We start from the raw sequence: 20,949 nt of genomic DNA, 5'->3' as shown, positions 1-20,949 counted from the left end.
TCGTTTCTCGCCGACGCATCGCGCATGTCGGCAAGGTGCGTAGCTTGGAAAGAATGGAGAGGTTACGGCGTCGATTGAGAACCGAGCCGACGCAGGCGACTCCGGGCGCGGGAAAGAATCGGACCGATACTGTTCACCGGAAGGCCGACTTCCTGCGCGATCTCTTTGTAGCTGCGACCTTCGAGGTGATACATTCGGACGATCACGGCTTCGGGACCATCCAAACGTCGTAAGAGATGTTCGACTTCTTCGCGGTTCTCGATCCGCCGCTCGGGTGCACCGTGGCCTGCGGTGCGATCCAAAGCAGCGTCGCTCAAGCCGGCAGGCGCTTTGTTTCGACGCAACAGTTCACGAACGACCACACGCCGGGCAACGACCGTCAAATAGGTCGCCAAACTGCATTGGCCGCGGAAATGACGCAAGACGGCAAAATCGTCGCGGACCAAGGTCAAGAAGACCTCGGCGCAAAGGTCGTCGCGGTCGGCGTCGGTCAGTCGAATGCTGCGGGCCTGGGCCGAATGGTTCACGACGTGCACCACCAACCCCAAGAAACGATCGACGAAGTCTTCCCACGCGCGCGGTTTGCGTTCGAGGCAGCGCTGCAACAAGTGTCGATCGATTTCCGACAAGACCACGATTTCACCCTCGCATAGGGCCGACAGTCGCCTGGCCGAGGCCGCCGTGCCGAGCGATCCAAGCGTCACCGGTCCCGAGTTTGCTCGCGAAGGGGCGTTCCCGCTTGCCGAAAGAATTCGAAAAGGGGGAGAAGCTTTGGTCGATACCGGCCCGCAAGTCCCTTCGCTATCAATGATTGTACGCGAATTGCTCGACACGCGGCAAGGAAAATGACCACCTGACGGTGGGGAGCGGCCTACCGGTGAGATTGCCCGATCGACCTCACCGGAGGACTGTCCCCGGCATCCTACCCCGCCCGAAAGCTCGGGATTGCCTGCTCTCGGACCAATGCAGGGTTCCCTTACCAAATAAACCCCGCGCTTGGCAAGGTCGATCGAATTTCGGGGGATTAAAATGCACAGAATTGGGAGGCGGCAAAATATCGAAAAGGGAGGGGCTTTGCAGTAAGCAGAAAACGATCGGATTCTTGTCGTGACAACCGATCCTGAAAGGGGAATCCCCCTTGTCGTAATTGCTTCGTCGGCCTAGATTATCTTGTGGTTGCTCAAGCGGGGAAGCCTTGTTTCTCCCGCTATCGAGGGGTAACCGCGAAGGAGTTTGGGCTCCGCGCTACCCGGTGGTGTAATGGTAACACAAGGGATTTTGGCTCCCTCGTTCCAGGTTCGAGTCCTGGCCGGGTAGCTTTTCTTTTGCGCCGGTGAGATGGGGGAGGCGCGTTCATTGAGCGGGATGAGCAAAGTGCCGGTCCGGCGATCGCGGCGGACGGGGAGGCACATCGGCCGGGGCGCGGCGGCATGACGACATGCCTTTGGTTGCGTCGGCGATTTCAGCACGGCCCATCCGACTGGTATCTCTGTGACGGCGAGGCTTGCTTGTCCGACCGCTTTCAGCTCTGGTAGAGTTGCGGCCGGAAGGCGTCTTCGTCACCGTCGGCGATGCGGGCCATGTCGGCCCGGGCTCGGAAGAACGCTTCGACCACTTGCGGGTCCCATTGGCGTCCCGAGTTCGAGCGAAAGATTTCGTCGATCTTTTCTTCGGGAAGCCGGTTCCGATAGGGACGATTGCTCGACATGGCGTCGTACGAATCGGCCACGGCGACGATTCGGGCGAGCATGGGGATTTCATCGCCGGCGAGCCGGTCCGGGTAGCCGCGACCGTCCCACGATTCATGATGGTGCAGAATGCCTGGGAGGATGTCTTCGAGTTTCTTGAGTCGGCACAAGATGCGGTGGCCGATCGTGGGATGCCGCTTGATGTGTTCGAATTCGTCGTCGTCGAGCTTGCCCGGCTTGCGGAGAACGGCATCGACGACGCCGATCTTGCCGATGTCGTGCAATAAGCCGGCCAGGTAGATATCGGGCAGGCTTTCTTGGGAATATCCCAATTCCATGGCCAAGCGAACCGACATGCGTGCCACCCGATCGCTGTGGCCGCAAGTATATTCGTCTTTGGCGTCGATCGCCGAGGTCAGCGCCCGAATAACGCCTTCGAGCAGGTCGGCTTGTTCACGGTACAATACCAAGTTGCCGCTGTGAATGCCGATGATCGTGGCGACCGACTGCATCAAGTTGCCCTCGACGCTGCCGAATTCCAGGCCTTCGCGGTGGTTCGCCACGGCCAAGTATCCGAACAGCTTTTCTCCTTCACAAATCGCCACGGCGACTAGTTGACGCACATCGCCGCAACTCAAGCGAATTGCACTGTTCGCCGGCGTGTTGCGGACGACCGGCTTGCCGGCGCTTTGCACGTCGAACATTTCGGCCAATTGAAGGATCGACTCGGTATCGAGCGAAAATTCGCCCCGCGAGATCAGGATCGGCTCGGCGTCGGGGCATTGGTCGCCGGGGTGATAGGCCTTCGGGAAAAGGAGACCGGCCAATCCTTCGGCCGGGATGACTTCTTCCAGCCATTCCAAGGCCATCGCCGTCAATTCGCGGTGGTTCTTGGAAATGCGCAGATTGTTCGTAAGGCGATGAAGGAGGCTGATTTCTTCGTACGTCGATGCCAGGTGATTCGACAATTCGTCGCTTTCGAGGTGAAGTTGGGCGATCTGACGTCGCAACCGGTTTCGGTCGAGAACCAACGCAGCGACGCTCAACAAAGACTGGGGCGACCAAGGTGTTTGCCGTACGGCCCAGGCCGTCAAGCGATCGGGATCGGCGCCGGTTTCCTGCGCGGCCTCGGTCAATGTTTCCTGCGGTTGGACCAAGCGCGTCACGAACGGCGCCAAGGCGACCACGGTATCGCCGTTGGTTCCGTCTTCGGGCATCAAAGGAATCGCCAAGACGGCGATCGGATCGACTTCCCAGGCGATTTCGGGAAATTGCCGCGATGCGAAGCTGCGACACACGGTTTGCAGCATTTCCCAATCCAGGTCGGGCAACGTCTCGGGCACGCGGAAGGCTTCCCGCCCTTTCGGATCGACAAAGACGAACGGCGTGCCGAAGGTTTGCTGCAAGACTTCATGCAGTGCGTGCGTCGGGGTAACGGCCGCAGCTTGTCGTACGGTGGAGGCCGTCGCTCGTTTCAGTGCTTCGAGAGAGTTCTCGTTCATGGTCGCCCACTTCATGTGACGTGATTGGGAAGTCGACTCGTTCTTAGGCATTCCCGCAGCCGCAAAGCAGCGGGAGTCGGAAGCGTCGAACGCGAGGGATCGGTTCCTCGGTCGAGGGGACTTTTCTATGTTCTGTAACCCAAAAAGTTTGTCCTCGTAACTCTACCTCGCGCAAACGGGGGGGCAAATCCGAGGGAACCCTTCCACACCCGGGCCGAGGTTTCCACAATCGAAGATGTTGTGTTTGTCGATTGCGCAAGGAAGGTAAAACTGTCTGTGCGGATCGTGGTGATTGTTGAGATCGTGTCGCAGGGCCGGGGTGTGCGCATTGAGCTGAGGTGTTTTCACCGTGCCCGGTGAGCCGAATTTGCCGAGGGTGAACAGGAGAGCGATTGTGACCGACGATGTGAGCGGCAACGGGAAACGCTGCGAAACCGTCTTTCGTGCCGGGCGAGTGCATGTCGTGAAGGCGCAACCGACGGGCACGTTTTCGCATGTGAAGCCGCGTTATTACTTGGAGCATCCGGGGGCCGTCGCGATTTTGCCGATCGCCTCGCGCGATCCGCTGCGGGTCGTGTTGATTGAAAACTTCCGGCACACGATCGACGGCCGATTGCTCGAGATACCGGCGGGGACGCTCGAACCGGGCGAAGACCCGACCGAAGCCGCGCGTCGCGAACTGGCCGAAGAGACCGGCTATCTGGCCGGATCACTGAAGCACCTGTTCACGTTCATGCCGTCGCCGGGGTTGTTGAGCGAACGGATGCACTTGTTCCTGGCGACCGATCTGGAGCCGGGCACGCAACGTACCGAGGCCGACGAAGATATCCGCGTCGTCGAACTCGACTGGACGTCGCTGTGGGCTCGCCTGGGCGAGGCGGCCGACGCCGGTGCGATCGACGGCAAGACGCTTCTCGCCCTGTTGTACGCGCGCAGCGTGTGGTTTTCGGGGTTGCCGGTCGCGGGATTTACGGAATGAAGCCGACGGACGACAAGTCGCCGGTGATACCGCTCCAAAGTCCTCCCGTCTCACTGCCGAATGAACTGATCGCACCGATGCAGGCCATTAAGATGAACGCCAGCATGACGGCATACTCGACGGCGGTGGCCGCCTCATCTTCCCGTACGAACCGTTGAAGAATCTGCACGAAACGCATGATGCTACCCGAATGGGTTGATCGTCGATAAGGATTGCAAACGTTCTATTGATGAGCATGGTTCAACCCCGGTCGTGGGACCGCGGAATCGAGAAGCCCCGAATCGGAAGAGACGCGAACAAAGGGACTTCATCACAACCCTATCTCACCCCGCATGATAGTCAAACAGGGGGCCACGTCGCGGAACGAGCAAGGGCGACACCGGTTGCTCTCGCTCGACATGCAGTCGATTGTCGACTGGTGTGTGTCGGCGGTTTTTGTCGAAAGAACGCATCATGCCGATTGAATTCTCCTCCGAAATCCGGCTCGCGACTGGACACGCGCCGAAGCTCGATTGATAATGCGTCCGATCTTGAGACGGTGCGGTTTGCCGTTTCGACACGAGCGTTCGTGAAATCCCGATGTAGACCATTGGCATCGCCGGAGGAGTTTGCTCCATGAGCCAATCGCCCGAGACGTCCGCCGCCGTCGCGGAAGACAAGCGTCCCTGGTACAAGTTGTTGACGAAATATCACTGGTTCGTATTGATCGTGTGTACGTTGGGCTGGGCGTTCGACACGTTCGATCAGCAGTTGTTTAATATCGCCCGGCAGCCGGCGGTCCAATCGTTGTTGGAATCGCCGACGAAAGATGCCGTCAGCTTTTACGCCGGGCTTTCGACCTCGCTGATGTTGATCGGTTGGGCGACCGGCGGCATCATCTTCGGTATATTGGGCGATCGCTGGGGGCGCGCCCGCACGATGGTGTTGACCATCTTGGGCTACTCGCTGTTCACCGGCTTGTCGGCCTTTTCGGTGACGATCTGGGATTTCTTGGCATATCGCTTCATTGCCGGGTTGGGGATCGGCGGCCAGTTCGGGCTCGGGGCCGCGCTGGTGGCCGAGACGCTACCCGATCGGGCACGGCCGCGAGCGCTGGGAATGCTCCAGGCGTTTTCGGCCTTCGGCAACATGGCGGCAGGACTCATCGGATTGGTGCTGGCGCAGTTGTTGTTGGCCGGAGCCATCGACGTGAAGCCGTGGCGGCTCATGTTCGGTGTGGGCATTCTGCCCGCCTTCTTGGCGGTGTTGGTCATGATGCGGTTGCAAGAGCCGGAACGCTGGAAGCAGTCCGTCGGCGGAAAAGAAGGCGACGGCAAGAAGCAGAAAGCCGGGTCGATCGCCGAGTTGTTCGGCGATCCGCGATGGCGCAAGAACGTACTGGTGGGTATCACGATCGCCGCCGCCGGCGTCATCGGACTGTGGGGAATCGGCTTCTTCTCGATCGACTTGAACCAAAGCATCTTCCGGGAACGCTTTCGTGAAGAGTATCGCGCCGAAGGCCAGGCCGATGAAGATTTGAAACTGGTCGCGCTGGTATATCGCGAGCCGCAAGCGCTCGAAGAACTGAAAGACGCCGAGATTTCGCCGAAAGACCTCTTAGGCACGGATCGGCACGATCAGGACGCTTCGCTGTTGCTGGCGGCGGCCCTGACCCTGGAAGAAGCGGGAAAACCCGTCACGCCCGAGGCGGCGCTCGACTTGCTGGATGCGCCGTCGCAACCGAGCGGCGGAGCGACGCCCTTGGATGTGTTCGCGCCCAAGCGCAAGACGCAGTCGCCCGAGGACCGCACCCGACGCGAAAAACTGTTGGCCGAGCAAGAAGGCGATTTGGGGACCGTGGCGGCACACGTCGACCGCATTCGAACTCGGAACAAGGACATGGACGGCCGCACCGCGGTGTGGGGCAGCATCACCTCGTTGTTGTTCAATATCGGTGCGTTCTTCGGTATCTATGCCTTCAGCATCGTGACCACACACTTGGGACGGCGACCGACGTTTGCGTTGTTCTTCCTGGCGGCGTTGGTCAGCACGGTCATCGCGTTCATGTTCATGAACGATCCGATCGATGTGTACTGGATGGTGCCGCTGATGGGATTCTGCCAGCTTTCGGTGTTCGGCGGATACGCGATTTACTTCCCCGAATTGTTCCCGACGCGGCTGCGCAGCACGGGGACGTCGTTCTGCTACAACATCGGCCGGTACGTCTCGGCGGCGGGACCGGCACTGCTGGGAACGCTCAGCGGGTTCGTCTTCGCGGGAACCGAAGAGCCGATGCGTTGGGCGGGCGTGACCATGTGTGCGTTCTTCCTGTTGGGCGTGTTGGTGTTGCCGCTGGCACCCGAAACGAAGGATCAGCCGTTGCCGGAATGAGCCGACGGGGCGATCGGATTCGTTTCCGGTTCGGCTCGTCGCCGCGGTTCGGTTTCGAGGTCAGGCTACGGAGTGCGACCGAGTGCGCGAGTTCATCGAGACGCTGTGCTACCCGGAACCCGTCGTCGCCGAAAAGCGTAGGCACGTTCGAGAATCGCTGCTGGCGAAAGCCGACGTGATCGACGGGCCGAATTTTTCGGGGTTTTCGACGCTCGATCTCGAGAACCTCGTGTGGCTGTACGATCGGCATTTTTTCGAGCACCGCATCGTGCTGGATTGGGGCGAGTTGTTGCGTTTCGACATCTCTCGCCGATTGGTCCGCTCGGCCGGGAACACGCGGTTCAAGTATGCCGACCGGTCGAAAAAACGACTCTTGACGGTGACGATCCAGGTGTCGTCGTCGATCATCTTCAGTTCTTTCGAAGACGGCACCGACTCGCTGGAAGTCGGAGGAATCGTCTGTCGTAATCGGATGGACGCCTTGCAGTGCATCGTCGAGCACGAGTTGATTCACCTGGTCGAGGGCGTGTTGTACGGCAACACGAGTTGCAGTCGTCCGCGATTCCAGGACATGGCGCGACGCATCTTCGGCCACACGACCAATTGTCACATGCTCGTGACGCCCGCCGTTCGTGCTTATCGCAAATTCGGCGTGCGCCCCGGGCAAATGGTCGCGTTCGAGTGGGAGGGACGTCGGCTGGTCGGGCTGGTGAACCGCATTACCCGCCGGGCGACCGTGTTGGTCGAAAACCCCCGCGGCGCCCGCTATAGCAACGGCAAACGTTACTTCAAGTTCTACGTGCCGCCGGACAAGTTGACGGTAATCGAAGATCCTGAGAAACGCCGTGCGGCGGGCAATTCGTAGCTGTTCGAAATCGGCCGCAAACGCGTCGTTTCGTTGCCGACTTCTTACGAAGACGTATCGTTGCCTTGGCCGATGCGCCGCGCGATCAAGGCATCGAGCTCTTCCAACAGGCGAGGGACGACTTCGTCGTAGGAAAAACGGCCGATCGTTTCCGGACCGCGTTTCAAATTGACGTAGTTCGGACCGCACCACAAACCCAAATCGGCATCGTCCGTCTCGCCGGGACCGTTTACGCGGCAGCCCATGACGGCGATCGTGAACGGATAGTCGGCCGCGTATCGGGTTGCCTCGCGGACGGTTTGGGCCAATTCGACGAAGGCTTCGTTTTCCACGCGGGCGCAACTCGGACAACTGACGATGTCGAGGCCGCGCGATTGCGGAACGCGATCGTCGGCTATCGTTCCGCTCGCCACGTTTTCGAGGATCATGCGGCCGGCGGCAATCTCTTCGTGCTTGCGGTCGTTGGGAACCGTGAGAGAGACGCGAATCGTGTCGCCGATCCCTTCCCACAGCAACGGTTCCAAGGCACGACGGGTTTTCTCGATGCCTTCCGGCGGCATTCCGGCCTCGGTGACGCCCAGGTGCAGCGGCACGTCGGGGCGAATCGCGGCGAACCGGCGATTCAGCTCGAGAACGTGTGCCGGGTCGGAGTCTTTCAACGACACGCAATAGCGGGTGAAGCCGAGTCGATCCAGCAAATCGCAGTGTTCTTCGGCCGATGCCAACATCGGCGCGAGCTTGTCGTTCGGATAGCGATCCAGTTTTTCGGGATCGACCGATCCGGCGTTGACGCCCACGCGCAGCGCGCAGTCGTGCGTTTGGGCGATTTCGACCAGGTAGCGCACCTTGTCTCGCCAATCCTTTTCACGCTCGTGGTGGTACAAATGCCCGGGATTGTACCGCAGCTTGTCGACGTAAGGGGCCACTTGCTCGGCCAGACGGTAATTCTCTTGCAAATCGACCGAAAGATTCGCCCGCGTGTGTTCGCGAATGCGGGGCAACGCGGCCGCGTCCCGCGCAGAATCGACGGCCACGCGGACCAGGTCGGCCCCCGCTTCGACCAGCATCGTGATCTGGGCGACGACCCGATCGACGTCTTGGGTCTTCACGGCGCACATGCTTTGGACGGCGATGGGATGTCCGGCGCCGATCGTGATCGAGCCGATGGGAACGGCCCGCGTGGGCTTCCGGGGGGGACGTGGTTCGCTTTTGCGAGACGCGTTTTCAGGTGCCATGTTTCCCTCAAGCAGGGGGGTGTGCGAACATTCTCCCCTCATTGTTTGGGGCAGGTCGGCCGGTTTCAACCCGATTCGTGCCCTTGCTAGAGGAGAGCCCCGTACCCCGAGCGTATCCGAACGCGGCTTTTCTGAGGGATTTTCGGGGTAACGGCCCGAGTGTAGCGGAAAAATGAAGTTTTCCGGTTGTTGTGACTGGAGAAAATGGGGCGGGTTTGACGATAAGGGTTCTGCCGCGGAAGGTCTCTGCTTTGAGGTGGTGTGCGGCGCGGGCACGAATTGTGGTTCGAGTGAGCGAAGGGTCCCGATGGGTTCCCGGCGAGCCAAACACGAACACGGACGAGCGACGACGGGCGTCGCGTGCGCAATATCGGCGGCGATCGTGCTGCTGGCTTGCGGTTGCTCGATGATGCCGGTCGTCCGGCATCGGCCCACCGTCCACAATCCGTTTCCACAGTTGGCGAAAGTGGCCGTCGCGCCCTTCTTCAACTTGAGCGCCGAACCGACCGTCGACGGACGACGGTTTGCAAACGCCTACTACAACGAATTGCAACAGATCCCGGGGTTCGAGGTCATCCCGGTGAGCGTCGTCGAGCAGGCGATGCGGTCGAACAACATCAATCTGACCGGCGCGGCCGAGGCACGGCGGTTGGCCCAAATCCTGGGAGCCGATGCGGTCGTCATCGGCGCAATTACCGAATACGATCCCTACTATCCGCCGCGGTTGGGGCTTCAGGTCGAATGGTACGCCGCGAATCCGGGCTTTCATCCGATTCCACCGGGATACGGCCTGCCGTGGGGGACCGCCGAAGAGACCGAGATTCCCGATCGCCTGGTCTTCGAGGCCGAATTCGCACTCGCCCGCGAACAACTGGCGACGCAAACACCGCAATGCCCGATGTCTCCGGAAAGCGAGTCGCCGCAAGCGGTCCCCGGCGATACGACCGACGAAATGAGCGATGCACGGGTTCGTCCGGCGGGGTACGACGCGCCGGTTTCGGGATCGGCGGTGGGGACGATCTTCGCCCGGGCGGAACGTCGTGCCGCCGCGTTGCCTGCCGATTGGCCCGACCCGCGAGGATTGGTGCCGCCCGGTCCGCAGCCTTCGCCGGCGCCCTGTTTGCCGAGCGACGAGCCGGTCTTGCGGCATACGAAGATCTACCACGGGAACGACCCCGATTTCACCGCGGCGTTGGCTGAGTATTACGAATTTCGCAACGAAGCACGCTTCGGCGGCTGGCAGGCGTATCTCGAACGCAGCGACGATTTCATCCGCTTTTGTTGTCGGATGCACATTTGGGAAATGCTGACCGCCCGAGGCGGAGCCGGCAAATCGGAAGTCGTGTGGCGATTTCCCAAAATGCGGTAACCGGCAACCAGCAGCGAATCCCGAACAACTACCGGAAAATAGGCAAAACAGAAAAACTGGTGCGGTTTAGAGGGGTGAGACAAAGCGACGGGAAGGATTCATCTTTCTCGGTCGGGATGTCCGAAGAAACGAACGAGTCGGTTTGTGCCGATCTTGGAAAACCGGAACACCTTCCGGGAGGAGGAGCCGGTGCGGGGCGGGTGAGTGTTCATTGCCCGATCGCCGAACCTTTTCCCTTGGCGATTGTACGACTGCCGGGAGAATTGCGACGTGAGCCGTGAAATCAGCGTGGTGGCCCTCATCAAGGGTGACGAGCGGTACGTCTTTCTGTACGACGACGACAACCGGGCGGAGGTACTGCGGACACTCGGTCGGTACGCGTCCAATCCCGAGTTGAGTTTCACGTGGTATGATGCCGCCGTCCTCTCCCAGCGCATCCGGCAAGAGGCGAAAAAACGCGTGTTGCACAATCGCTTTCAGATGGCTCAGCCGGCCGACCCCGACGAGCTCTTCTGACGTTCGAGGTCCCGCGAGCCGTCTGGTCATTTCTCGGGAACGACGCCCGTCGAGTACTTCCCATGCAAACTGCCGTGGCGCGATTCTTGCGGTACTTGGCCGTCGAACGGAATGCCTCGGATCTGACGATCAAAAGCTATCGCGAGGATCTTTTCGCGCTGTGCGACTATCTGAAAGAGTTGCACGGCGGGCGGTTGCCGAAGCCGAACGAGGTGACCGTCTTCGATTTGCGCGGTTACGTGGCCGCGTTGCACGACGCCGAATATGCGCCCTCGACGATCGCGAGGCGGCTCGCCTCGATGCGTAGTTTTTTCAAGTTCGGACAACGCGAAGGTTGGATCGAGCAGAACCCGGCCAAGCCGTTGCGGAACCCGCGACAACGGCGAAAACTACCGCACTGTCTCTCGTCCTCCGAGTTGAAGCGATTGCTCGAAGCGCCGCCTGCCGACGAACCGGCGGGGCGTCGCGATCGGGCGATCCTCGAGACGATGTATTCCGCCGGGTTGCGAATCAGCGAGCTGGTGGGCCTGAACGACGGCGACTTGGATTTGCGGGCGGGCGTCGTTCGCGTGCGGGGGAAGGGCAAGAAAGAACGGCTTGCGCCGTTGGGCCGCTATGCCGTTTCGGCCTTGCGGCGGTGGTTGGAGGTTCGCAAGGTGTCGCCGAAAGAGCCGGACGGTCCCGATCGTCCCGTTTTCGTGAACCGGTTCGGCCGGCGAATCACGACGCGAAGCGTCGCCCGCATGCTGGAAAAATACTTGAAAGAAACCGGGCTCGATGCCCGCACGACGCCCCATTCACTGCGGCACAGCTTCGCCACGCACTTGTTGGACAACGGGGCCGATATCCGCAGCGTTCAGGAGTTGTTGGGGCATAAGAGCCTGGCCACCACGCAAATCTATACGCACCTGACGACCACCGGACTTCAAGAGCTGTATCGCAAGGCGCATCCCCGCGCCAAGGCACGCAAGTAGGCGTCAGCGGCGGATCGGCTGTCTTCGTGCGAAATATGCTTTCAGGTGTAGATCACAATGGCGACCGGCCGACGTCGCTTGCGTCGTCGGCGTTGGACGGTTCAAGGTGCGTATCGAGCCACGCGATAACGTCGGCGACGACGCGGTCGCGTTCCGTCTCGCTGAGGACCTCGTGATAAAAACCGGGATACAGCTTGAGAGTCTTGTCGTGCGAGCCCGCCAGCCGATGGAATAGTTCGCTGCCGCCGGCTCGGGCAAGCACATCCCCGGTTCCGTGTAGTAAGAGCAGCGGCGTCTGGAAGCGCGCGGCGACCTTGCGAAGGCGACGCGAGGCTTGCAAGACTTCTCCTGCCAGCCGCGTACTCAATCGGCCGCGATATACCAGCGGATCGTTGCGAAAATCATCGACCACGCGAGGATCGTGGCTGAGATACTTGGCACCGAACTTCATCAAGACGGGCGTATTCATCTTGACCAACCGCAAACCGGGAAAAAGGCGGCTGATCGTCAGGGCGACGTAACGCAATAGCGGCATCATCGGCCCGCCCACGATCACCGGCGGCGCACTGAGGATGATGCCTTTCACCGGCGGTCGGCGCAGCGCCCCGTACAATCCCATGATGGCGGCGCCCATGCTGTGCCCCAACAGGAAATCGGGATACGCACCCTCGGCTTCGAGTTCGGACAAGACGGCGTCGACGTCGTCGAGGTATTGATCGAAGCGTTGTACGTGCGCGCGGGGACCTTCCGACTTGCCGTGGCCGCGCAGGTCGATCATCCGCAAGGCGTATCCGGCGCGGGTCAGGTCCTCGGCGAGACGGGCGTATCGCCCGGAATGCTCACAGATCCCGTGCACGCCGAAGACGGTCGCTTTGCACGGCGTTTCGGGCGACCAATGCCGCGAAAACAGTTGCAAAGTGCCGCGGCCCGCCGGAGTGTCGGGAACCGTGAAGGTGCGTTGTGTTTCTTGCATGGCGACGGGTGATCGTTTCTGTCGACACAACCCAAGAGAAAGAGCCGGAAGCCATCGCGACGATCACTCGGAATAGCGATCTTGATAGACTCTCAGTCGCAGTTTGCGGGCGGCGCTTTCCGAGGTCACGTAGCGTATCTTACCGAAAACAGGTCGTTCCGGACCCCAGGCACGATCGTAGCGGCCCAGTACCCAGAAGATACCAGAATACGAGTTGGGATCATTCCCGTCGATAGCGTAACGGTTGTTCAGCGCGATCATGACGGCAAGCGCGTCTTGGGGCGTGGGTGTCCAGTGGAGGATCTTCTTGCCCCACAGCATCCGCAGGTAATTGTGAATGACGCCCTCCCGCCGCAATTGCCGTTGGGCCGCGTTCCACAAGGGATCGTGCGTTCCTGCCGCGGCGAACTGTTCCAGCGAATAGGAGTACGGACGTGGGTCGGCGGCGTGTGCTTCGAGGGTTTCTCTCGCCCAGTCGGGCAGCGATGCGTACGCGTCGTAGTCGTCGCGGTGAAAGCACATGTTCATTCCCAGTTCGCGCCAGGTGACGAGTTGATCGAGAAACGCCTCGTGGGATTCGGGCATTCCCCACCAACCTTCGCGCGAGCCTCGACTGGCCTTTCCCAGGTCGTCCGGCGACCAACCGCAGTTGTCGGCCAATCGGGCGAATACCTCGTGCGGCGAAAGAAACCCCTCGTGCAGCCAAGGCGACAGGCCGCTGGTCGCGTCGTCGTCCGGGTGATTGCGGCCTGCTGCGTATTTCGGCAGTTTGTCGCGGAGAAACGCTTCGAGCATGCACCTCGCCGCGGCAATTCCTCCGGTCGCCGGAACGACCTCGTCGGTCGCCCCGAAGTCTTTCCGCAGCAGCGACGGATCGTTCGTGCGGCCAGCCTGCAACAGCATGCGGCCGGTTTCGATCGCCGATTTCGGCAATTTGAGCGAGTCGCCTGTCGGCGCCGTCCAACGCGGCAAGCCTTCATGCGGTGTCGGTGACGGGTTCGGCGCGTCGAGCAGATGGTCGCGTAACGATTTCTGAAGGAAACGCCGGAAACCGTGCGCCGAGGGAAACGCCCGCGGCGTCGCTGCAACGGGGAAGAGGCCCAGGCCGTCGATCGATTCGATCCGGCAGGGTGAATCGTCCGCCAAATGCTTGAGGGCGCAACGATCTTCACGGAGCACGCCCAAGTCGGCGACGACGAGACTCGCCTTGCGGGCGAGGCGCGTGACCAGCTCGGGCCGATCGTCACGGAGGACGCCGGGTACATAGCCGACACCGTATCGTTCCGCCCAGGCCGCATGTTCGGTCATCGCGCCGGCGACGAACATCACGTGACGCCGTCCGATCCATCGATGCAGGGAAACCGTTTCGACGATGCACAGGGGCACGCCCAACGCTTCGGCATGTGCCAGCGAGTGGTCCAAGGCGAAGTTCCACGACGTCCGGCGGGCCGTTCGCATCCAGTACAACACGAACGCGCCGTCGCGGATCGGTCTGTCGTTCTCGATACGCCGTCGCGACGAAGGAACCGACATCGTGCTCGTCTTCTCGTGAAAGGGCAGCCTGCGATGTGTGATGGTACGGCACGCTGCATGGTAGCGCGGCGCGGGGCGAAAGAAAAGCGCTCACGCCGTTGGACGGTTGTTTTCGGGGCTCGGCGAAATAGGATAGGCACGGGCGGGAGTCTGTTGCGATCGTCGTCGACAAGCAAAACAATCAAGGAATCTCCAGCGACAGCGAGAGGTGCAAGAATGACCGAGCGAATGCGATTCGTCAGAATCGTGTTGTTGGCCGCGGGAATCGCGTGGTTCGGATTTCTCCGACAGGCGGGACGTTCTGCGAGGGCCGCCGAGCCGCCGCGACCGAACATCGTCTTTCTGTTGGCCGACGATCTGGGGTGGGGCGATCCAAGTTGCTACGGCAATCGACGGTTCCGTACGCCGAACCTCGATCGACTCGCGAAAGAAGGCATCCTGTTCACGCACTATTACCAGAACGGATCGGTGTGCTCGCCCGCGCGGTGCAGCCTGATGACGAGTCGCTATCCGGCCGAGATGCGTATCCACGGCCATTTGGCAACGCACGAACAAAACGTCCGCCGTGACATGCCGGACTTGCTCGATCCGTCGGTGCCCACGTTGCCGAAGTTGTTGCGACAAGCCGGGTACAAGACGATTCACATCGGCAAATGGCATCTGGGGCGGCCCTCCGGCTCGAACGGCTTGGAGGCCTACGGGTTCGATGTCGCGCGATGGATCGACGTGCGCGAGGGCGAACGCAATCTTTGGAGCGTCGCGGAACGGCCGCACGCTTCGAAAGAGTTGGTCGATGCGGCAACCGCAGAATTGGAACACGTGGGCGATTCGCCGTTTTTCATGCAGGTGTGGTTCAACGATCCGCATGCCCCGCTGGCACCGAGTCCCGAGCAGATGGCGCGATTCCGCCGGGGCGAGCCGGAAGGCTTCACCAGTCCCTACATGGTATACGCTGCAACCGTGACCGAGATGGATCGCCAGATCGGCAGGCTTTTGGATAAGCTGGACGAACTGAAATTGACCGAGAACACGTTGGTCATCTTTTCGTCGGACAACGGCCCCGAGGACATCGACATCAGCAACGCGACCTGGTCGGCCTACGGCAGTCCGGGGCCGTTGCGGGGACGAAAACGCAGTCTGTACGAGGGGGGAATCCGCGTGCCGTTCATCGCCCGTTGGCCGAAAGCGGCTCCTGCAGGACAAGTGAACGATCATTCGATCATTTCGGGCGTCGACTTGCTGCCTACGTTGTGCGAGCTGGCCGGGGCGGAAGTCCCCGACGACCTGCGTGAAGTGATGCACGGCGAAAGTTTCGCGGCCGCGCTGCGGGGCGACGAGACGTACCAGCGTTCTTCGCCGTTGATGTGGGAATGGCGGTTCCGAGTGTTCAACCACCCGTGGAATCGTTGTCCGATGCTGGCGATTCGCGATGGTAACTGGAAGCTGCTGATGAATCCGGATCGTTCACGCGTCGAACTGTACGACGTAGTCGCTGATCCCGGCGAGTATCAGAACGAAGCCGAAGACTACCCCGAGGTGGTCGAGCGGCTCGCCGCCGAGGTGCTGGCTTGGCAGAAGACGCTTCCGCCGGGATTGATCGAAGATGCTGCCGGAAAGAACGATTATCCCTGGCCGTCCGACGATTGAAGCGGTGCGCATTCCCCGTCGAGGGTTCTACTTCGAGCTGCGCGGGCGAAACGCGGCACTGGCCCGATCGGCTCCGGTTGCGTAAACTTAGGAAGTGTCCGCTCTGCCGGGGGGGCGTGCCGATAGCCGCTCTTTCCCGCGGGAGCTGTCATGCTCAGCGGAATTGTCGAAGCATCGGCCGCCGACGCGAAGGGGACTCGAAAGCAGGATAGGCCCTGCGAAGTCCCGCCCGCGGCCGATTGTATTTTGTCGATCGTTTTTTGTCGGTCTCACCTACCACGAGTGTTCTTCCATGCCCAGTATTCACGAACTGTACGACGAAGCCGTCGCCCTTCAGCAACAAGGCGACTTGGACGGGGCCATCGAAAAATTGCACGCGCTGCTCGAGCAGGAGCCTTCCTACGCGTTGGCACATGCCGCGCTGGCAGTTTTCTACGAGAAGAAGGAAGAACACGACAAGGCCGTCGAGCACGCCAAGAAGGTCTGCGAATTGGAGTCGGAAGATCCCTTCAGCTACGTGGCGTTGAGCCTGATTTGCCAAAAGGCCGGCCGCATCGCCGAAGCCGAAGATGCCATGTGGCGTGCCCGACAAGCCCAAGTGGCTGTCTTGCAAAAGCAACAGCAGCAACAGCAAGGCGGACAGTCCGGCTGAGAGACGATCTTGCCGAGGCAAGGCAGTCACGCCTCAATCCGATTCGGCGATTCGTTTGAGGACGAACAGTTCCAGATCGCTCGGGGCGGGCCATGGTTTCGGGCGTGGTCGGTCGCGATTCCGGTCGAGTGTTTCCCATCGCAAGAGATAAGCCGTGGGGCCGTCGCTGCCGAGGTTGCGATCCCACGTGGTTTGCACGTGCATGCCCGGAAAGTCGGATTGCAGCCGGACGATCTCTCGCGGCAGGCGTTCCCGGGGAATCGTCCCGATCGGACGCAATGTCTTTTCGTCCAGCACCCAACGTCCCGAGCCGTATTTCACGTGCCGGTAGTCCTGGATCAGGCGTCCACGGTCATCGACTCGCACGGCCGAGAGGCCCACTTCGCTATTGATCGAGCCTCCACCGCGGAACTCCCAGCGGTACTTCCAGTCGGTGACGCGGTAGACGACCCATTTGCCGGGCGCTTCGAGTCTCGCGTTGTATAGCTGAAGATTCCCTTCGTCGTCGTACTTGTGGTACGAAGCGATCGGACGGTCCTGCCCGTCGAATCCCAAGCGGATATTGCTGTTGAGCAGGCCGCCGCCCGGCGGCACGGGATCGATGACTTCCCCCGTTTCGAGGGTGATCGGCAGGGCGAGCGGCCGGCCGGTCGAGTCGGTCCAATGCACGAGATCGACGCTGCGGGCGTACGACAGGTCGTGGTTCGTTGCGCAATCGGGGGTGTCGCGCCATACCCAAATCATGTGATACACGCCTCTTGAGTCTTGCAGGGGGCCGTTGGGGTAGGCGTTCATCAGGCCTTTTCCTGAGGTAAGCGGTTGGTCGATCAACCGTCGCCATCGACGGGTCGATTCATCGTACACGTTCCACAGCCGATCTCCGTTGCCGCTGGATCCGTCGCGGTAGACGAAGACCAGACGTCCTTTGGGATCGGTCAGAAACTTCGGATACGTGCAACGATCTTCCCGTTCGCCCACCATGTGCTCCACTCGCCGAAAGGTGGTGATGTCGTACGGCTCTTCCGTGCGAAAGTACACCAGCGGATCGACATGCATGTTGCCTGCCAGATGCAGGCAGCCGGTGGCGTCGATCGCCATCGTGATGGAGTTGTGAGAATCCCATCCCACCTGCTCGTCGAGCTTGACGGTCGTCCAGCGTCGTTCGTTCAAGCGGCGGGCGGCGACCGTCATGCGACGCTCGGCATCGTAATAGGCGGCAAACTGATGATCGCCCTCGGTGAGCAGGCAGAAGCCCACCGGATGCCCCGCCCACACTTTTTCCAGCGGGATTCGATCGACGACGCGCCACGAATCGACCGCCTGAGCCTGAACCGTGAATAGACCGGCAAGACACAATCCCGCGATCAAGGTCGGGAGTATCGTTTCAACGGGGAACGCGCATCGTCGCATGGGGAAGGCTCCGAACGAGTCCGACATGATGATGATAAACACCCTTCGACGTGTGCCGACGATAGTCGAGCGAAGCCGTGAATGCAAATCGTCTTCGGCCTGCGGTGGATTTTGCACGACCGATCGGCGGGAACTACAATGCAGCCTTGCTACAGGAAGACCCGCTTCGCATGTCGACGGCAATGGCGCCGAACGACGCGGGGTGCGGGCGGCCGTTTGTCGCGGGGGATCGTTGGGTATGTGGTGTCCGTTCCGGCAACACCGCTGTTGCAACGGGATGCCGCGAGTCCGGACCGGTCAAACGGAAGGAGATTGACGATGTCACGATTTTGGGTGTATGGTGCGGCCGTCGTGGCGACGGTCGCCGCGCTTTCGATGATTCCACAAGTGCGAGCGGCCGATGACCTGCCGAATATCTTGTGGCTGACGACCGAAGACATCGGGCCCGAACTGGGGTGCTACGGCGATACCTATGCCGACACGCCGAACCTCGACGCCCTAGCCGCCAAGGGGACGATCTATCTCCACGCCTGGTCGAATGCGCCGGTTTGCGCGCCGGCACGCACGTGCATCATCTCGGGAATGTATGCGCCTACCGCCGGGGCCCAGCACATGCGCAGCATGACGAAGTTGCCCGAGGCCATGCAGTTTTATCCGCAGATTCTCCGCGAAGCCGGTTATTACTGCACGAACAACAGCAAGGAAGACTACAACCTGGCCAAGCCGGGGGAGGTCTGGGATGAGTCTTCGGGGCGAGCGCACTGGAAAAACCGCAAACCGGGACAGCCCTTCTTTGCCGTATTCAACTATACGGGAACGCACGAAAGCCAAATCCGCAAGCGTCCGCACGAATGGGTTCACGACATCGATTCGGCTCCCGTTCCTGCGTACCACCCCGATGTCCGCGAGGTTCGTGAAGATTGGGCTCAGTATTACGACAACATCACGAAAATGGACGGATGGGCGGCGGAACGGCTGAAGGAGATCGAGGACGCCGGTTTGGCCGACGATACGATCGTGTTCTTCTACGGCGATCACGGTTCCGGCATGCCGCGGTCGAAACGGTGTCCGTACAACTCGGGCCTTCAGGTGCCTTTGATCGTGTACATTCCGCCGAAGTATCGGCATTTGGCCACGCCTGACTACGGTGAAGGGGCAAAATCGGAACGCCTGGTCGCGTTCGTCGACTTGGGGCCTACGGTGATCAGCCTAGCCGGGAAGAAACCGCCCGAGTACATGCAGGGACGCGCTTTTTTGGGTAAGTATGCGACGCCCGCGCCGAAGTACAATTTCGGTTTCCGCGGCCGCATGGACGAACGTACCGACCTGATGCGGTCGGTGACCGACGGTCGCTACGTCTACATCCGCAACTTCCGGCCCGATCTGCCGATGGGCCAACACGTCGGGTACATGTTCGTCACGCCGACGACCCGCGTGTGGAAGCAACTGTACGACGAGGGCAAACTCACGCCCGAGCAGGCGTACTTCTGGCAGACGCCGCGGGCGCCGGAGGAGTTGTACGACCTGCAAAATGATCCCGACGAGGTCCACAATCTGGCCGGCGAGCCGGAATTTCAGGGGGTACTGGAGGGGATGCGGCGCGTGCTGCGACAGCATATCCTCGACACTCGCGATTTGGGCTTCTTGCCCGAAAACGAAATCCACGAACGTGCCGGCGACGGTGCGCCCTACAGCTACGGTCATAGCGACAAGTATCCGTTGGAAAAGATCCTGTCGGTGGCCGAATTGGCGTCCTCGCTCGATCCCGATTCGGTGCCCGCGCTGATCGAGGCCATGCACGACGAGGATAGCGCTGTTCGATACTGGGGCGCCCTGGGGTGCCGTATGCGAGGCGAAAAGGCGGTCGAGCAGGCCCACGACGCCTTGGTCGAGGCATTGGACGACGAGGCCAAGGCCGTTCGCATCGCCGCTGCCTGGGCACTGGGCGATTACGGTTCGAAGAAAGATCTCAAAAAGGCCCTCGACACGCTTGCCGAGTTGATCCCTTACGGAGAGAACGGCCCGTACGTTTCCCGCATGGCCCTGGAGGTCGTCGACAATCTGGGCGAAAAATCGCTCCCGCTGGCCGACGTGGTGAAGGCCTACAAGCGGGAACCGGGGTGGAACGATACCCGCGTCGACGGCTACGGTGCCCGCCTCAAAGAATGGTGGTTGGAACGTATGGGGTTGACGAAGTAGTCGTCCCGTGACACTTGCCGCTTCGGCGGTAAGCGAACCGAAATCGAATGCGGGAGCGAGGCCGCGCGGTCCGCTCCCGTGTTCGTTGTCTAGAGGGGGCGTCGCACCGATCGACGTAGAGGGGGCCGTCCCCGCCCGGCCTGCGCAAAAAAACGGCGGCTGGGAAAAACGCCCTAGGACGCTACAATAGGGTTTTCCCGGCTCGGGGGCGACAGGTCTTCGCTGCTTTGCGTTGCGGGGGCGCCGAAAAGGCGATCGCCCGCGTTTCCTTACGTGTTTGTGGTGCACGTCGATGAGTACCGGCGATTTCGACGTTCGAAGTTTGGCTATCTACCTGCACACGACGCCCGATCGCGTGCTGCGGCTGGCGGAACGCGGGAACATTCCGGGCCGTAAGGTGGGCGGGCAATGGCGTTTTTCGCGGGCGGAAATCCATCATTGGCTCGAACGTCGTATGGGCGTATCGGATGACGACGAGCTGGCCCAGATGGAGGATACCCTCGCCCCGCAGGACGCGTCGGCCCAGGCACTCTCGGTCGCCGATATGCTGCCCGTCGAAGCGATTGAGATTCCCTTGCTGGCCCGCACGAAAAACTCCGTCATTCGCCGAATGGTCGAAGTGGCCGCCAATACCGGGTGGCTGTGGGACGTCGATGCCATGGCCGAAGCCGTCGCCAAACGCGAAGAGTTGTACCCGACGGCGTTGGAAAACGGCGCGGCCCTTTTGCACCCACGACGGCCGATGAGCTCGATCCTGGGCGAGGCCTTTTTGGCGTTCGGTCGGACGCCGCGCGGGATTCCCTTCGGTAGTGATCGCGGCGTGCTGACCGACTGCTTCTTCCTGATATGTTCGGTCGATGATCGAGGCCACCTGCGGACGTTGGCCCGCCTGAGCCGTCTTATGGCCAATCCGTACTTTTTGCCGCAACTGCGGGAAGTCGAAGATCCGCACGAGGTGCGCCGACTGATCGCCGAATTCGAAGCGAAACTCTGATCGTGCTTTTGCAAACTGGCAAGGCGCGCCGGGGCGAACTAAG

Annotated in this window: 17 protein-coding genes and 1 tRNA gene; 11 read left to right on the top strand and 7 right to left on the bottom strand. The window is 61.0% G+C overall.

The features are described from left to right. Positions 1 to 62: 62 nt before the first annotated feature. On the bottom strand, positions 63 to 704 hold the full coding sequence (locus ACYQ2I_RS16245; RefSeq protein WP_460168083.1) for an RNA polymerase sigma factor: 642 nt from the start codon (positions 702 to 704) through the stop codon (positions 63 to 65). Between the two features lie 542 nt (positions 705 to 1,246). On the opposite strand from ACYQ2I_RS16245, the gene ACYQ2I_RS16240 reads away from it, so the two are divergent. Beyond that, positions 1,247 to 1,317, top strand: a tRNA-Gln gene (locus ACYQ2I_RS16240). Between the two features lie 205 nt (positions 1,318 to 1,522). Here ACYQ2I_RS16240 and ACYQ2I_RS16235 read toward each other — a convergent pair. Further along, positions 1,523 to 3,190 (bottom strand): HD-GYP domain-containing protein, encoded by a 1,668-nt coding sequence (locus tag ACYQ2I_RS16235; RefSeq protein WP_460168082.1) that lies wholly within the window; start codon positions 3,188 to 3,190, stop codon positions 1,523 to 1,525. 394 nt (positions 3,191 to 3,584) lie between these two features. Between ACYQ2I_RS16235 and ACYQ2I_RS16230 the strand changes: the two genes are divergently transcribed. Then, positions 3,585 to 4,169, top strand: a complete 585-nt coding sequence (locus ACYQ2I_RS16230) for an NUDIX hydrolase (RefSeq protein WP_460168081.1) — start codon at positions 3,585 to 3,587, stop codon at positions 4,167 to 4,169. Here the strand turns inward: ACYQ2I_RS16230 and ACYQ2I_RS16225 are convergent. Further along, positions 4,159 to 4,347 (bottom strand): Flp family type IVb pilin, encoded by a 189-nt coding sequence (locus ACYQ2I_RS16225; protein ID WP_460168080.1) that lies wholly within the window; start codon positions 4,345 to 4,347, stop codon positions 4,159 to 4,161. The genes ACYQ2I_RS16230 and ACYQ2I_RS16225 overlap by 11 nt on opposite strands. Positions 4,348 to 4,784: 437 nt before the next feature. Between ACYQ2I_RS16225 and ACYQ2I_RS16220 the strand changes: the two genes are divergently transcribed. Together ACYQ2I_RS16220 and ACYQ2I_RS16215 are read left to right on the top strand one after the other, a co-directional pair. Beyond that, the gene (locus tag ACYQ2I_RS16220; RefSeq protein WP_460168079.1) at positions 4,785 to 6,539 is read left to right on the top strand and encodes an MFS transporter; all 1,755 of its coding nucleotides are present in this window, start codon (positions 4,785 to 4,787) and stop codon (positions 6,537 to 6,539) included. Positions 6,540 to 6,621: 82 nt separating this feature from the next. After that, positions 6,622 to 7,404: a hypothetical protein gene (locus ACYQ2I_RS16215; RefSeq protein WP_460168078.1), complete on the top strand. Its 783-nt coding sequence runs from the start codon at positions 6,622 to 6,624 to the stop codon at positions 7,402 to 7,404. A gap of 44 nt (positions 7,405 to 7,448) precedes the next feature. On the opposite strand, the gene ACYQ2I_RS16210 is transcribed toward ACYQ2I_RS16215, so the two are convergent. Next, a complete protein-coding gene (locus tag ACYQ2I_RS16210; RefSeq protein ID WP_460168077.1) occupies positions 7,449 to 8,639 on the bottom strand; it encodes a flavodoxin/ferredoxin-dependent (E)-4-hydroxy-3-methylbut-2-enyl-diphosphate synthase in 1,191 nt (396 codons plus the stop codon). 307 nt (positions 8,640 to 8,946) lie between these two features. Between ACYQ2I_RS16210 and ACYQ2I_RS16205 the strand changes: the two genes are divergently transcribed. The 3 genes from ACYQ2I_RS16205 to xerC all read left to right on the top strand — a co-directional run bounded on the left by ACYQ2I_RS16205 (position 8,947) and on the right by xerC (position 11,498). Further along, positions 8,947 to 10,008: a hypothetical protein gene (locus ACYQ2I_RS16205; protein WP_460168076.1), complete on the top strand. Its 1,062-nt coding sequence runs from the start codon at positions 8,947 to 8,949 to the stop codon at positions 10,006 to 10,008. A gap of 270 nt (positions 10,009 to 10,278) precedes the next feature. Beyond that, on the top strand, positions 10,279 to 10,524 hold the full coding sequence (locus ACYQ2I_RS16200; protein ID WP_460168075.1) for a hypothetical protein: 246 nt from the start codon (positions 10,279 to 10,281) through the stop codon (positions 10,522 to 10,524). A gap of 62 nt (positions 10,525 to 10,586) precedes the next feature. Then, positions 10,587 to 11,498 (top strand): tyrosine recombinase XerC, encoded by a 912-nt coding sequence (xerC, locus tag ACYQ2I_RS16195; protein ID WP_460168074.1) that lies wholly within the window; start codon positions 10,587 to 10,589, stop codon positions 11,496 to 11,498. Positions 11,499 to 11,550: 52 nt separating this feature from the next. Here the strand turns inward: xerC and ACYQ2I_RS16190 are convergent, their stop codons facing one another. Together ACYQ2I_RS16190 and ACYQ2I_RS16185 are read right to left on the bottom strand one after the other, a co-directional pair. Continuing rightward, a complete protein-coding gene (locus tag ACYQ2I_RS16190) occupies positions 11,551 to 12,471 on the bottom strand; it encodes an alpha/beta hydrolase (protein WP_460168073.1) in 921 nt (306 codons plus the stop codon). A gap of 63 nt (positions 12,472 to 12,534) precedes the next feature. After that, complete coding sequence (locus ACYQ2I_RS16185; protein WP_460168072.1) at positions 12,535 to 14,004, bottom strand: deoxyribodipyrimidine photo-lyase; 1,470 nt, start codon at positions 14,002 to 14,004, stop codon at positions 12,535 to 12,537. A gap of 228 nt (positions 14,005 to 14,232) precedes the next feature. Between ACYQ2I_RS16185 and ACYQ2I_RS16180 the strand changes: the two genes are divergently transcribed. Both ACYQ2I_RS16180 and ACYQ2I_RS16175 read left to right on the top strand, forming a co-directional pair. After that, positions 14,233 to 15,651, top strand: coding sequence for a sulfatase family protein (locus ACYQ2I_RS16180; protein ID WP_460168071.1), 1,419 nt, complete (start codon positions 14,233 to 14,235; stop codon positions 15,649 to 15,651). A gap of 292 nt (positions 15,652 to 15,943) precedes the next feature. Continuing rightward, the gene (locus tag ACYQ2I_RS16175) at positions 15,944 to 16,303 is read left to right on the top strand and encodes a tetratricopeptide repeat protein (RefSeq protein WP_460168070.1); all 360 of its coding nucleotides are present in this window, start codon (positions 15,944 to 15,946) and stop codon (positions 16,301 to 16,303) included. A 33-nt stretch (positions 16,304 to 16,336) separates the two neighbouring features. Here the strand turns inward: ACYQ2I_RS16175 and ACYQ2I_RS16170 are convergent, their stop codons facing one another. Further along, a complete protein-coding gene (locus ACYQ2I_RS16170) occupies positions 16,337 to 17,713 on the bottom strand; it encodes a BNR repeat-containing protein (protein WP_460168069.1) in 1,377 nt (458 codons plus the stop codon). 318 nt (positions 17,714 to 18,031) lie between these two features. Here ACYQ2I_RS16170 and ACYQ2I_RS16165 point away from each other — a divergent pair, with 318 nt between their 5' ends. Together ACYQ2I_RS16165 and ACYQ2I_RS16160 are read left to right on the top strand one after the other, a co-directional pair. Continuing rightward, positions 18,032 to 19,912: a sulfatase-like hydrolase/transferase gene (locus ACYQ2I_RS16165; protein ID WP_460168068.1), complete on the top strand. Its 1,881-nt coding sequence runs from the start codon at positions 18,032 to 18,034 to the stop codon at positions 19,910 to 19,912. A 292-nt stretch (positions 19,913 to 20,204) separates the two neighbouring features. Then, positions 20,205 to 20,906, top strand: coding sequence for a PTS sugar transporter subunit IIA (locus tag ACYQ2I_RS16160; protein WP_460168067.1), 702 nt, complete (start codon positions 20,205 to 20,207; stop codon positions 20,904 to 20,906). Positions 20,907 to 20,949 lie beyond the last annotated feature (43 nt).

The organism is Thermostilla marina, assembly GCF_054657455.1.
The sequence above is the reverse complement of the archived record's forward strand: the minus strand, read 5'-3'. Positions and strand labels throughout refer to the sequence as shown.

Coding starts and splice junctions, on each gene's coding strand:
- ACYQ2I_RS16175 (WP_460168070.1), top strand. CDS start 15,944: ATGCCCAGTATTCACGAACTGTACGACGAAGCCGTCGCCCTTCAGCAA.
- ACYQ2I_RS16165 (WP_460168068.1), top strand. CDS start 18,032: ATGTCACGATTTTGGGTGTATGGTGCGGCCGTCGTGGCGACGGTCGCC.
- ACYQ2I_RS16220 (WP_460168079.1), top strand. CDS start 4,785: ATGAGCCAATCGCCCGAGACGTCCGCCGCCGTCGCGGAAGACAAGCGT.
- ACYQ2I_RS16190 (WP_460168073.1), bottom strand. CDS start 12,471: ATGCAAGAAACACAACGCACCTTCACGGTTCCCGACACTCCGGCGGGC.
- ACYQ2I_RS16225 (WP_460168080.1), bottom strand. CDS start 4,347: ATGCGTTTCGTGCAGATTCTTCAACGGTTCGTACGGGAAGATGAGGCG.
- ACYQ2I_RS16235 (WP_460168082.1), bottom strand. CDS start 3,190: ATGAACGAGAACTCTCTCGAAGCACTGAAACGAGCGACGGCCTCCACC.
- xerC (WP_460168074.1), top strand. CDS start 10,587: ATGCAAACTGCCGTGGCGCGATTCTTGCGGTACTTGGCCGTCGAACGG.
- ACYQ2I_RS16210 (WP_460168077.1), bottom strand. CDS start 8,639: ATGGCACCTGAAAACGCGTCTCGCAAAAGCGAACCACGTCCCCCCCGG.
- ACYQ2I_RS16205 (WP_460168076.1), top strand. CDS start 8,947: ATGGGTTCCCGGCGAGCCAAACACGAACACGGACGAGCGACGACGGGC.
- ACYQ2I_RS16185 (WP_460168072.1), bottom strand. CDS start 14,004: ATGTCGGTTCCTTCGTCGCGACGGCGTATCGAGAACGACAGACCGATC.
- ACYQ2I_RS16160 (WP_460168067.1), top strand. CDS start 20,205: ATGAGTACCGGCGATTTCGACGTTCGAAGTTTGGCTATCTACCTGCAC.
- ACYQ2I_RS16170 (WP_460168069.1), bottom strand. CDS start 17,713: ATGCGACGATGCGCGTTCCCCGTTGAAACGATACTCCCGACCTTGATC.
- ACYQ2I_RS16180 (WP_460168071.1), top strand. CDS start 14,233: ATGCGATTCGTCAGAATCGTGTTGTTGGCCGCGGGAATCGCGTGGTTC.